Below are 11219 nucleotides of genomic sequence, written 5' to 3' on the forward strand. Positions count from 1 at the left end.
GTCAGAAGAGTGTGCCCTCTTCCGGTGCCTCCAGCTCCTTCAGCAGTTCCGGTCCGTTGTTGCGGACGTTGCTGACGGCGGTGGAGACCGGGTAGGCGCGCATCAGGCCGGCCGGCGGCGGCGCGAGCAGGTCGCGCAGCTCGCCGGGGTCGGTGCGGGCGGGGTCGAGCCAGGCGTCCCAGCGGTCGGGGGTGAGCATGAGCGGCATCCGGGGGTGGATGTCGGCGAGGGAGCCCGGGCCCTCGGCGGGGGCGACGGCCAGCGGGGTCTGCTCGGCCTCGGTGGTGATCACCGAGCAGGTGACCCACCAGGCCCGGGGGTGGTCGTCGGGCAGGGTGCGGTCGCGCCAGAACTCGTACAGCCCGGCCATCGCGAACACCGAACCGTCGGCGGGCAGCACGAAGTACGGCTGCTTGCGCGGCCGCTTCTTCCTGCCCTCGACCTCCAGCTCGCGCTCCTGCGAACCGGTGACCCACTCGTAGTAGCCGTCGGCGGGCAGGATGCAGCGGCGGGTGGCGAAGGCGCGCCGGTAGGCGGGCTTCTCGTGCACGGTCTCCGCGCGGGCGTTGATCATCCGGGCGCCGCCCTCGGGCGTCTTGGCCCAGGACGGCACCAGGCCCCACTTCAGGGTGCGCAGCTGGCGAACCGGACGCGGGGATTCCGCGTCTTTCAGGGGACGGTCCAGGACGGCGTAGACCTCTTTGGTCGGCGCCACGTTGTAGTCCGGTCCGAGGCTCTCCTCGGGTTCCCACTTCTCGGCCTCGAAGATGCTCGCGAGATCCTCGGGCGCACGACTCGATGCATACCGTCCGCACATACGTGCCACACTGCCAGATTCCGCACCAGGACAGGGAGCCCTTCGCACCATGGACAGCCTCGCCGCCCCCGCGCTGCCCGGTCTCTGGGACCGGCTCACCGGAACCCAGCCCGACCCCGGCCTGTGGGTGGTGCTGGGCACCCTGGCCGTCGCGCTGGCGGTGGTCGTCCCGCACCCGGTGTGGCGGATAGCGCGCAACGCGGTCACCATCGCGCACGAGGGCGGGCACGGTCTGGTCGCGCTGCTCACCGGCCGGCGGCTCACCGGCATCCGGCTGCACTCGGACACCAGCGGGCTCACGGTCAGCCGGGGCAAGCCGTACGGGCTCGGCATGATCCTCACGGCGGCGGCCGGCTACACCGCGCCCTCGCTGCTCGGCCTCGGCGGCGCCGCGCTGCTCGCCACCGGCCGGATCACCCTGCTGCTGTGGGCGGCGACGGCGCTGCTGGCGGCGATGCTGGTGATGATCCGCAACGCCTACGGCGTGCTGACCGTGGTCCTCGCGGGCGGGGCGTTCCTGCTGGTCTCCTGGCTGGCGGAGCCGCGGGTGCAGGCGGCCTTCGCGTACGCGGTGGTGTGGTTCCTGCTGGCCGGCGGGGTCCGGCCGGGCTTCGAACTCCAGGCCAAGCGGGCGCGGGGCGGGGCCGGGGACTCGGACGCGGACCAGTTGTCGCGGCTGACGCACGTACCGGCGGGCCTGTGGCTGTTCCTGTTCCACGCGGTGTCCCTGTGCTCGCTGATCGGCGGCGGACGCTGGCTGCTGGAAGGTTGACCCCGGGCCCTCCTTATAAAGTGGCCCCATGGCCCCGAACACCGCCTCCACCGCCCTCTGGCCCGCCCCCCACGCGAGCGGAGCCGTCGACGCGACGGTCCACGTGCCGGGGTCCAAGTCGGTCACCAACCGCGCCCTGGTCCTCGCCGCCCTGGCCTCCGAGCCAGGCTGGCTGCGCCGCCCGCTGCGCTCCCGGGACACCCTGCTGATGGCGGCCGCCCTGCGGGCCATGGGCGTGGAGATCGAAGAGGGCGTCGGACCCGACGGCACCGGCGAGGCCTGGCGGGTGCTGCCCACCGGGCTGCGCGGCCCGGCCACGGTCGACGTCGGCAACGCGGGCACGGTGATGCGGTTCCTGCCGCCGGTGGCCGCGCTGGCCGACGGCCCGATCCGGTTCGACGGGGACCCGCGGTCGTACGAGCGTCCCCTCGGCGCGGTGATCGACGCGCTGCGCACGCTGGGCGCCCGGATCGACGACGACGGCCGGGGCGCGCTGCCGCTGACCGTGCACGGCGGCGGCGCCCTGGACGGCGGCCCGGTCTCGGTCGACGCCTCCTCGTCCTCGCAGTTCGTGTCGGCGCTGCTGCTGTCCGGCCCGCGCTTCAACCAGGGCGTCGAGGTGCGGCATACCGGCGCCACCCTGCCCTCGCTGCCGCACATCCGGATGACGGTGGACATGCTGCGCGCGGTCGGCGCCCAGGTGGACACCCCGGAGGCGGGCGGCGAGCCGAACGTGTGGCGGGTGACGCCGGGCGCGCTGCTCGGCCGGGACCTGACGATCGAGCCGGACCTGTCCAACGCGCAGCCGTTCCTGGCGGCGGCCCTGGTCACCGGCGGCAAGGTGCTGGTCCCGGACTGGCCGGACCGCACCACCCAGCCGGGCGACCGGCTGCGGGAGATCTTCACCGAGATGGGCGGCTCCTGCGAACTCACCGACGCCGGACTGGTGTTCACCGGCTCCGGATCGGTCCACGGCATCGACGTGGACCTCGCCGACGTGGGCGAGCTGACCCCGGGCATCGCCGCGGTGGCCGCGCTCGCCGACTCGCCGTCCACCCTGCGGGGCGTGGCCCATCTGCGGCTGCACGAGACGGACCGGCTGGCCGCGCTCACCAAGGAGATCAACGAGCTGGGCGGTGACGTCACGGAGACGGCCGACGGCCTGCACATCCGCCCGCGCCCGCTGCACGGCGGGGTGTTCCACACCTACGAGGACCACCGCATGGCGACCGCCGGCGCGATCATCGGCCTGGCCGTGGAGGGCGTGCGGATCGAGAACGTGGCGACGACGGCGAAGACCCTGCCGGACTTCCCCGAGCTGTGGACCGGGATGCTCGGGCAGTAGGGAACGTACGCCATGCGCCGCTACGGCAAGCACACCGACGAGGACGACATCCGCAGCCGCCCCAACCGCAAGGGCAACCGGCCGCGCACACACATCCGGCCCAAGCACGAGGACGCGGCCGAGGGCATGGTCCTCACCGTCGACCGGGGCCGGCTGACCTGCCTGGTGGACGACCGGGTGGTCATGGCGATGAAGGCCCGGGAGCTGGGCCGCAAGGCGGCCGTGGTGGGCGACCGGGTGGCCCTGGTCGGCGATCTGTCCGGGCAGAAGGACACGCTGGCGCGGATCGTCCGCATCGCGGAGCGCACCTCGGTGCTGCGCCGCACGGCGGACGACGACGATCCGTACGAGCGGGTGGTCGTCGCCAACGCCGACCAGCTGGCCGTGGTGACCGCCCTGGCCGACCCGGAGCCCCGCCCCCGGCTGATCGACCGCTGCCTGGTCGCGGCCTACGACGGCGGTCTGACCCCGCTGCTGGTGCTCACCAAGTCGGACCTGGCCCCGCCGGACAAGCTGCTGGAGCTGTACGGCGACCTGGACATCCCGTACGTCGTCACCAGCCGGGAGGAGCTGGAGAACGGCAGCGCGGTGGCCCGGGTGCGCGAGCAGCTGGACGGCAGGGTCACCGCGTTCGTCGGGCACTCCGGCGTGGGCAAGACGACCCTGGTCAACGCGCTGGTGCCGACGGACCGGCGGCGTTCGACGGGCCATGTCAACGCGGTGACGGGCCGCGGCCGGCACACCACGACCTCGGCGCTCGCGCTGCCGCTGCCGGACGGTGCCGGCTGGGTCGTCGACACCCCGGGCGTGCGCTCCTTCGGCCTGCACCACGTGGACCCGTCCCGGGTGATCCTCGCCTTCCCCGACCTCGAACCGGGCACGGCCGACTGCCCGCGCGCGTGCAGTCACGACGAGCCGGACTGCGCGCTGGACGCGTGGGTGGCGGACGGGCACGCGGACCCGGCGCGGCTGTACTCCCTGCGCCGGCTGCTGGCCACGCGGGAGCGCACGGAAGGCGACTGAGTCTGGCGGTGTTTGCCGGGCCGCCGGCTCGGTAAGTGCATAATCGCACCGAGCCGGGGATCCGGATCCAACGGGAGGACCGCACATGGCGTGGCTGCTGGTCATCGTGGCCGGAGTGCTGGAGACCGGCTTCGCCGTGTGCCTGAAGCTGTCGCACGGTTTCACGCGGCTGTGGCCGACGATCGCGTTCGCGTCGTTCGCGCTGGGCAGCTTCGGTCTGCTGACCCTGTCCCTGCGGAAGCTGGACGTCGGTCCCGCCTACGCCGTGTGGACCGGGATCGGCGCGGCGGGCACCGCGATCTACGGCATGGTCTTCCTCGGCGACCTGGTCTCCACCCTGAAGATCGTCTCCATCAGCCTGGTCATCGTGGGCGTGATCGGGCTCCAGTTGTCGGGGTCGACGCACTAGGGTCTTGCGTTCGGATCAGGCCGGACCAGGTCGCGCGGGAGCACCGCCCGCACCAGGTCCGCGATGCCGCCCTCCGCGGGCGGGGCCGCGACGCAGGACAGGGCGAGACGGACCACCAGCTCGCAGGCGCGCAGCAGCCGGGCGGTGTCGGCCGGGGCGGCTCCGGGTCCGGTGAGCGCGGTCGCCGCGCGGTCCCGGACGATGCGTACGAAGTCGGGGGGCGCCGGCAGCGCGGAGTCCGCGCGGCGCTGCGCCGGCACCGGGGAGCCGGCGGGCGCGGCGGTGAACGGCGGGTCCGGCAGCCACTCGTGCCAGCAGCCGGTGAGCAGGGCCCGGACCAGCGCGTCGTCCCGGGCGGCGGCGGCCGTCCACTCGGCGGTGGCGGTCAGCCGGTCGGAGGGCTCCGCGGGACCGGTCAGCGCCCGCTCGACACCCGCGAGGTAGCCGTCGGCCGCCCGCCGGACCAGCGCCCTGGCCAGGCCGTCCTTGCCGCCGAACTCGTTGTACAGGGTCTGCCGGGACACTCCCGCCGACGCGGCCACGTCGACCATCCGCACCGCGGACCACGGCCGGCGCGCCAGCGCCGCCCAGGCGGCGTCCAACAGCAGTTCCCGGGCAGCGGGCATCCTCGCCTCCCTGGACCACAGTGACTCTGCGCCCAGATTTGACGGGCTTGTGTGCACTGTCAAGGGTTCGCGGGGAGCGTGGGGAAGTGCGGCGGAGTACGGGGAACGCCGGCCCGTCCGCCGCCGTGCCGCGGCTGATCACGCGGTTTGCGGTACGTCCGCGCGGGGCGCACACGCGGACGCGCCCCCTGTGGATCTGCACCGGCCCGGCCGGTAGCGTGCCCCGTATGGCCGACTACCTCGACGACCTCCGCCTCGCCCACGTCCTCGCGGACGCGGCCGACGCCGCCACCACGGCCCGCTTCCAGGCCCTCGACCTCAAAGTGGAGACCAAGCCGGACATGACCCCGGTGAGCGAAGCGGACAAGGCGGCGGAAGAACTCATCCGCGGCCGGCTCCAGCGCGACCGGCCCGGGGACTCCATCCTCGGCGAGGAGTTCGGCGTCGAGGGCACCGGGCCCCGCCGCTGGGTGATCGACCCGATCGACGGCACCAAGAACTACGTCCGCGGCGTCCCGGTCTGGGCCACCCTCATCGCCCTGACGGAGGAGTCGGAGGGCGGCTACGAGCCGGTCGTCGGCGTCGTCTCCGCGCCCGCCCTCGGCCGCCGCTGGTGGGCCGCGAAGGGCCACGGCGCCTTCACCGGCCGCGACCTCGCCTCCGGCACCCCCCTGCACGTCTCCCGCGTCGGCAGGCTCGCGGACGCCTCCTTCGCCTACTCCTCGGTCACCGGCTGGGAGGAGCGGGGCCGGCTGGACGGCTTCCTGGACCTGGGCCGCAAGGTGTGGCGCACGCGCGCGTACGGCGACTTCTGGCCGTACATGATGGTCGCGGAGGGCTCCGTGGACCTCTGCGCCGAGCCGGAGCTGTCCCTGTGGGACATGGCCGCCAACGCGATCATCGTCACGGAGGCGGGCGGCACCTTCACCGGTCTGGACGGGCGTCCGGGCCCGTACGGCGGCAACGCGGCGGCCTCCAACGGCCTGCTCCACGACGAGCTGCTGGAACACCTCGGGTCGCGCGACTGAGCCACCGGGGCGGCCGGCGCGCTCCCCGGCCGCTTCGCGCGCCCTCTTGTTGGCCCGTGCTCCGCCTGGCACTCTGGGCGCACCCCCACTTGTGAATTTGTGAATCCCGGACTTCTCCGGGATTCCTAGGAGGTGGCCCCTTCATGCTCGTCCGTGACGCCATGACCACGGTGATCCTCACCCTCGGCCCCGCGCACACCCTCCGCCAGGCTGCCACCCTGATGTCCGCCCGCCGGGTCGGCGCCGCCGTGGTGTTCGACCCGGACGCCGGCGGCATCGGCATCCTCACCGAACGCGACATCCTCGACTCCGTCGGCCTGGGCCAGAACCCGGACGCGGAGCGCATCCACGCCCACACCACGACCGACGTGGTGTTCGCCGCCCCGACCTGGACGCTGGAGGAGGCGGCCGGTGCCATGGCGCGCGGCGGCTTCCGGCACCTGATCGTGCTCGACCACGGCGAGGTGGCCGGGATCGTCTCGGTCCGCGACATCGTCCGCCGCTGGACCGCGGCCCGCGCGCCCGTCCCGGTGCCCTGAACACGCGAGCGGGCCGGACCCAGAGCACCGTGGGTCCGGCCCGCCCAGCCGCGAGGACGGCCGGCTCAGCCGCGCAGCGTCCGCACCGCGATCTCCAGCCGCTTGCCGAAGTCCGCGTCGGCGTTCGCGAAGTTGCCGATCGCGCGCTCGACGATGTCCGCGCGCGACACCTTCGAGAGGGCGCCCGCCAGGTTGGCGATCAGGCGCTCCTGCTCCTCCGGGGTCATCAGCCGGTAGAGGTTGCCCGCCTGCACGAAGTCGTTGTCCTCGGCGTGCACCGGCGTCGGGTGGCTGCCCGTGCCCCCGAGGAAGCCGTCGAAGGGCTGCCACAGCGGACGGCCGGTCTGCTGCGGGCCGCCGAAGCTGTTCGGCTCGTAGTTCTTCGCACCGCCGTGCCGGCCGTCGTAGAGGTAGCCGTCCCGGGAGTGGGTGCGCGCCTCGGTGGCGTGCGGCCGGTTCACCGGCAGGTGGTCGGCGTTGATGCCGACGCGGTAGCGGTGCGCGTCGCCGTAGGCGAAGAGCCGGCCCTGCAGCATCTTGTCGGGCGAGGGGCCGATGCCGGGCACGAAGTGCGCCGGGGAGAAGATCGACTGCTCGACCTCGGCGAAGACGTTCTGCGGGTTGCGGTTCAGCTCCAGCTTGCCGATCTCGATGACCGGGTAGTCGGCGTGCGGCCACACCTTGGTCAGGTCGAACGGGTTGAAGCGGTAGGTCGCCGCGTCCGCCGCCGGCATGATCTGCACGCCCACGGTCCAGCTCGGGAACTCGCCGCGCTCGATCGCCTCGCGCAGGTCGCGCTGGTGCGAGTCGGGGTCCTTGCCCGCCAGGACCTCGGCGTCCTCGGCGGTGAGGGTCTTGATCCCCTGGTCGGTCTTGAAGTGGTACTTGACCCAGAAGACCTCGCCGGCCTCGTTGCTCCACTGGTAGGTGTGCGAGCCGAAACCGTCCATGTGCCGGTACGACGCCGGGATGCCCCGGTCGCCGAAGAGCCAGGTCACCTGGTGGGTCGACTCCGGCGACAGCGACCAGAAGTCCCACACGTTGTCGGCTTCCTGGCTGCCGGTGTACGGGTCGCGCTTCTGGGTGTGGATGAAGTCCGGGAACTTGATCGCGTCCCGGATGAAGAAGACCGGGGTGTTGTTGCCGACGAGGTCGTAGTTGCCCTCCTCGGTGTAGAACTTCAGCGCGAACCCGCGTGGGTCGCGGACGGCGTCCGCCGCGCCGAGGTTGCCGGCCACGGTGGAGAACCGCAGGAAGACCTCGGTCTCCTTGCCCGCCTCGGAGAGGAACGCGGCACGGGTGTACGGCGTGACGTCCGCGGTCACCGTGAACGTGCCGTACGCGCCGGCGCCCCGGGCGTGCACCACCCGCTCCGGGATGCGCTCCCGGTTGAAGTGGGCCAGCTTCTCCAGCAGCAGCTGGTCCTGGAGGAGGACCGGTCCGCCGACGCCCGCCGTTTCGCTGTTCTGGTTGTCGGCGACCGGCGCCCCGGCCTCCGTGGTGAGCGGTCCCTGCGTCACGTGCGCCTCCTGCGTCAACTGACTAGTCCTGTCCTGCGGCCAAAGCCAGGTTCGATCCTACAATGGACTTTGTCTAAGTCAAGTAATGATCCAAAGTCACACCTATTCCCGACCTGGTCCGGTTTCCTGTTAGGCTGGTAGCTATGAGCGACCTTCTGGAACGGCTGCGTGGACGCGGATGGCGGATGACCGCGCAGCGGCGCGTGGTGGCCGAGGTCCTGAACGGCGAACACGTTCATCTGACCGCCGACGAGGTGCACGCGCGGGCCGTCGCGAGGCTGCCCGAGATCTCCCGGGCGACCGTCTACAACACGCTGGGTGAGCTGGTCACGCTCGGCGAGGTGCTGGAAGTCACGACGGACAAGCGCGCCAAGCGGTACGACCCGAACGCGCACCGGCCGCACCACCATCTGGTGTGCGCCCGCTGCGGCGCGATCCGCGACGTCCACCCGTCCGGCAATCCCCTGGCCGACCTCCCCGACACCGAACGCTTCGGCTTCACGGTGTCCGAGGTGGAGATGACGTACCGGGGCCTGTGCCCGGACTGCGCGAGCGCGTAGCCTCCCCGTCTCGCTGGAGCCCCGGTGTCCACCGGGGCTCTTTGCGTATGCCCGGGGATGCCGTGCGCACATGAAAACACCGAGGGCCGGAACCCATTTCTGGACTCCGGCCCTCGGCCTTCAGTAGCGGGGACAGGATTTGAACCTGCGACCTCTGGGTTATGAGCCCAGCGAGCTACCGAGCTGCTCCACCCCGCGTCGATGAATATGACTCTACGCGAGTGGAGCCCGGCGAAGCAAATCCCTGAAAGCCGAAGTGACGGGGGTCACTATGGGGGCGTCGGGGGGCGGTGAACGCACGAGCGGGTCGCCGGGACGGGGGCGGCCCGGACAAGGCGAGCGGGTCCCCAAGGCGCGGAGGTCATACCCGCCCGGCCGGGACGGCGAGTCGGCGACCCCCTGCCGGAGCCGGGCGCCGGCCGGGCCGAGACGGCGGGGCTGCCCGGGACGCCGCCGCGTCGGCGTGGCCGGGCCGTCGGGTTACGCCGACAGTTCCTGGCGTAGTGCGTCCCGGAGGCGGCCTGCTCGTTCGGCTACCTCCGCCGGGCCCAGGGCCACCGCCCGGTCGGCCCACCGCTGCCCCTCCGCCAGCTCGCCGCGACGCGCGTAGACCAGGGCCAGCCGCAGTGCCGCCCGGCCGTGCCCGGCGTCCGCGGCGCGGGTCCACCACACCGCCGCCTCCGGTTCGCTGCCCTCGCGGGCGAGGAGCAGCCCGAGGTTGAAGGCGCCGTTGCGCGACCCGGCCTCGGCCGCCTTGCGGTACCAGCGCGCCGCCTCCACCACGTCACCGCGGGCGGCGGCGAGCATCCCCACCCGGACCTGCGCCCGCCGGTGCCCCTGGCTCGCGGCCCGCTCGTACCACTCCTCGCACTCGGTCTTCTCGTGCACGATCTCGCCCAGCTCGTGCGCCGGCTCCGGGGGGCGGCGCGCGTCGAGCAGGGTGGCCAGCCGGTATGCGCCTTCCGCGCTGCCGCCGCCCGCGGCGCAGCGCAGATGCCGTTCGGCCTCCCGCTCGTCGCCCTCGCGCAGCCGGGCGATCCCGACCTGGAGCGCGGCCTCGGCGTGCCCGGCGGCGGCCGCCCGCTCGTACCAGCGCAGCGCCATCACCTCCTCGCCGCGTCCGGCGTAGAGGATGCCGAGGTTGAACGCGGCGTCCACGCTGCCGGCCTCGGCGGCCTTGGAGAACCACGGCTCGGCCCCGGTCGCGTCGCCGCCCTGGAGCAGCAGGATGGCCAGCGCGTTGGCGGCCTCCCGGTGCCCGGCGTAGGCAGCCTGGCGGTACCACTGCTCGGCCTGCGCGGTGCGGCCCTGTTCGGCGCAGAGCAGCGCGAGGTTGTAGGCGCCGTTGTCGTCGCCCGCGGTCAGCGCGGCCCGGTACCAGCGCTCGGCGGTCTGGGTCTCGCCGCGCTCGGCGTGCAGCGCGCCCAGCGCGTTGGCCGCGTTGCCGTCGCCCTCCTGGGCGGCGCGCAGCCACCACACGGCCGCGCTCTCGGTGTCGCCGGCGTCGCGCAGCAGGAAGCCGAGCGCGCAGGCGGCCCGCGGTTCGCCGTCCTTGGCGGAGGTCAGGTACCAGCGCCCGGCCTCCTTCAGCTCCCCGCGCCGCTCCAGGATCGCCCCGAGTTGCAGCGCGGCCCGCCGGTGACCGCGCGCGGCGGCCTGGCGGTACCACTGCTCGGCCTCCGTGACACCGGCGTCGGCGCCGGCCTCGTCCCCGTGGTCCGCGGCGCGGTCGAGTGCGCGCGCGAGCCGGTAGGCGGCCTCGCGGTGCCCGCGTTCGGCGGCGGCCCGCAGCCAGTGCCGGGCGCCGGCGTCCCCGCGGTGCTCCAGCAGGTCGGCGAGCGCGTAGGCGCCGAGGACATGGCCCTGCTCGGCGGACTGGCGCAGCCAGTACTCGGCGGCCGGCTCGTCCCCGCGCTCGCGGTGGTAGCGGCCGAGCGCGTGCGCGGCGGCGGCGGAGCCGGCCACGGCGGCGATCCGCCACCAGCCGGCCGCCTCCTCGGCGTACCCGCGCTGGTGCAGCAGGACTCCCAGGTTGTTGGCGGCGGCGCGGTCACCGGCCGCGGTGGCGGTCCGCAGCCGGGGTTCGGCTCCGTCGAGGTCGCCGCGGCGCAGCAGCATGGCTCCGAGGACGCTCGCCGCTTCCGCGTCGCCGCTCTGCGCGGCGAGCGCGAGGCGCGTCTCCTCGGCGGCCTCCCCCAGGTCCGCCAGCTCGTCGCGGGCCGGCTCCGTACCGGCAGGCTGCACAAATCGCCCTGACTCGAACAGAGTTGCCTTGTCCCCCATAACGTCCATCGTCGCACCACCTGCAACCTGGGTACACCCGGTATACCGCAGCCCGTGAGGTCACTTCAGCGTTTTGTCGACATGCCCACAGAGAGACAAGTCAAGCACACACCACCCGTCTACCCACGACGGCGCGGCCGACCCCCCTTCCGGCACGCGAGTTCCACACCACGCACACCACGAAGGCCCGGATCCGTATTGGATCCGGGCCTTCGACTTCAGTAGCGGGGACAGGATTTGAACCTGCGACCTCTGGGTTATGAGCCCAGCGAGCTACCGAGCTGCTCCACCCCGCGC

Annotated in this window: 11 protein-coding genes and 2 tRNA genes; 7 read left to right on the forward strand and 6 right to left on the reverse strand. The window is 73.2% G+C overall.

Annotation, left to right across the window (positions count from 1 at the left end; translation table 11 throughout):
- Position 1: 1 nt before the first annotated feature.
- Entirely contained in the window at positions 2-817 is an 816-nt protein-coding gene (locus ACZ4SV_RS01395) for an SOS response-associated peptidase (RefSeq protein WP_365876397.1), read from the reverse strand.
- A 49-nt stretch (positions 818-866) separates the two neighbouring features.
- Between ACZ4SV_RS01395 and ACZ4SV_RS01400 the strand changes: the two genes are divergently transcribed.
- From ACZ4SV_RS01400 to ACZ4SV_RS01415, 4 genes are all read left to right on the forward strand, one after another.
- The gene (locus ACZ4SV_RS01400; protein WP_365876395.1) at positions 867-1589 is read left to right on the forward strand and encodes a M50 family metallopeptidase; all 723 of its coding nucleotides are present in this window, start codon (positions 867-869) and stop codon (positions 1587-1589) included.
- 28 nt (positions 1590-1617) lie between these two features.
- Positions 1618-2934: a 3-phosphoshikimate 1-carboxyvinyltransferase gene (gene aroA, locus ACZ4SV_RS01405; protein ID WP_365876393.1), complete on the forward strand. Its 1317-nt coding sequence runs from the start codon at positions 1618-1620 to the stop codon at positions 2932-2934.
- A gap of 12 nt (positions 2935-2946) precedes the next feature.
- Positions 2947-3957 carry a ribosome small subunit-dependent GTPase A gene (rsgA, locus tag ACZ4SV_RS01410; RefSeq protein WP_468000565.1) on the forward strand — a complete coding sequence of 337 codons (1011 nt, stop codon included), beginning with the start codon at positions 2947-2949 and terminating at the stop codon, positions 3955-3957.
- Between the two features lie 85 nt (positions 3958-4042).
- Positions 4043-4366, forward strand: coding sequence for a DMT family transporter (locus ACZ4SV_RS01415; protein ID WP_365875337.1), 324 nt, complete (start codon positions 4043-4045; stop codon positions 4364-4366).
- On the opposite strand, the gene ACZ4SV_RS01420 is transcribed toward ACZ4SV_RS01415, so the two are convergent.
- Complete coding sequence (locus ACZ4SV_RS01420; RefSeq protein WP_468000567.1) at positions 4363-4992, reverse strand: TetR/AcrR family transcriptional regulator; 630 nt, start codon at positions 4990-4992, stop codon at positions 4363-4365. The genes ACZ4SV_RS01415 and ACZ4SV_RS01420 overlap by 4 nt on opposite strands.
- 227 nt (positions 4993-5219) lie before the next feature.
- On the opposite strand from ACZ4SV_RS01420, the gene hisN reads away from it, so the two are divergent.
- Together hisN and ACZ4SV_RS01430 are read left to right on the forward strand one after the other, a co-directional pair.
- Positions 5220-6020 carry a histidinol-phosphatase gene (gene hisN / locus ACZ4SV_RS01425; protein ID WP_468000569.1) on the forward strand — a complete coding sequence of 267 codons (801 nt, stop codon included), beginning with the start codon at positions 5220-5222 and terminating at the stop codon, positions 6018-6020.
- Between the two features lie 143 nt (positions 6021-6163).
- Positions 6164-6559, forward strand: a complete 396-nt coding sequence (locus ACZ4SV_RS01430) for a CBS domain-containing protein (RefSeq protein WP_397940247.1) — start codon at positions 6164-6166, stop codon at positions 6557-6559.
- A gap of 65 nt (positions 6560-6624) precedes the next feature.
- Here ACZ4SV_RS01430 and ACZ4SV_RS01435 read toward each other — a convergent pair whose 3' ends face one another.
- A complete protein-coding gene (locus tag ACZ4SV_RS01435) occupies positions 6625-8079 on the reverse strand; it encodes a catalase (RefSeq protein ID WP_468000572.1) in 1455 nt (484 codons plus the stop codon).
- Positions 8080-8222: 143 nt separating this feature from the next.
- Between ACZ4SV_RS01435 and ACZ4SV_RS01440 the strand changes: the two genes are divergently transcribed.
- Entirely contained in the window at positions 8223-8639 is a 417-nt protein-coding gene (locus tag ACZ4SV_RS01440; protein WP_365875327.1) for a Fur family transcriptional regulator, read from the forward strand.
- 124 nt (positions 8640-8763) lie between these two features.
- On the opposite strand, the gene ACZ4SV_RS01445 is transcribed toward ACZ4SV_RS01440, so the two are convergent.
- The 3 genes from ACZ4SV_RS01445 to ACZ4SV_RS01455 all read right to left on the reverse strand — a co-directional run bounded on the left by ACZ4SV_RS01445 (position 8764) and on the right by ACZ4SV_RS01455 (position 11218).
- Positions 8764-8837 (reverse strand) — tRNA-Met (locus ACZ4SV_RS01445).
- A 282-nt stretch (positions 8838-9119) separates the two neighbouring features.
- Positions 9120-10931 carry a sel1 repeat family protein gene (locus ACZ4SV_RS01450; RefSeq protein ID WP_468000574.1) on the reverse strand — a complete coding sequence of 604 codons (1812 nt, stop codon included), beginning with the start codon at positions 10929-10931 and terminating at the stop codon, positions 9120-9122.
- 213 nt (positions 10932-11144) lie between these two features.
- Positions 11145-11218: transfer RNA gene (locus tag ACZ4SV_RS01455), tRNA-Met, on the reverse strand.
- Position 11219: the final 1 nt, after the last annotated feature.

The sequence above is a fragment of the Streptomyces sp. NPDC027672 genome (assembly GCF_055566335.1).

Excerpts from the sequence above, each read along its gene's own strand:
- ACZ4SV_RS01395 (WP_365876397.1), bottom strand. The coding sequence starts at position 817 with ATGTGCGGACGGTATGCATCGAGTCGTGCGCCCGAGGATCTCGCGAGC.
- ACZ4SV_RS01400 (WP_365876395.1), top strand. The coding sequence starts at position 867 with ATGGACAGCCTCGCCGCCCCCGCGCTGCCCGGTCTCTGGGACCGGCTC.
- aroA (WP_365876393.1), top strand. The coding sequence starts at position 1,618 with ATGGCCCCGAACACCGCCTCCACCGCCCTCTGGCCCGCCCCCCACGCG.
- rsgA (WP_468000565.1), top strand. The coding sequence starts at position 2,947 with ATGCGCCGCTACGGCAAGCACACCGACGAGGACGACATCCGCAGCCGC.
- ACZ4SV_RS01415 (WP_365875337.1), top strand. The coding sequence starts at position 4,043 with ATGGCGTGGCTGCTGGTCATCGTGGCCGGAGTGCTGGAGACCGGCTTC.
- ACZ4SV_RS01420 (WP_468000567.1), bottom strand. The coding sequence starts at position 4,992 with ATGCCCGCTGCCCGGGAACTGCTGTTGGACGCCGCCTGGGCGGCGCTG.
- hisN (WP_468000569.1), top strand. The coding sequence starts at position 5,220 with ATGGCCGACTACCTCGACGACCTCCGCCTCGCCCACGTCCTCGCGGAC.
- ACZ4SV_RS01430 (WP_397940247.1), top strand. The coding sequence starts at position 6,164 with ATGCTCGTCCGTGACGCCATGACCACGGTGATCCTCACCCTCGGCCCC.
- ACZ4SV_RS01440 (WP_365875327.1), top strand. The coding sequence starts at position 8,223 with ATGAGCGACCTTCTGGAACGGCTGCGTGGACGCGGATGGCGGATGACC.
- ACZ4SV_RS01450 (WP_468000574.1), bottom strand. The coding sequence starts at position 10,931 with ATGGACGTTATGGGGGACAAGGCAACTCTGTTCGAGTCAGGGCGATTT.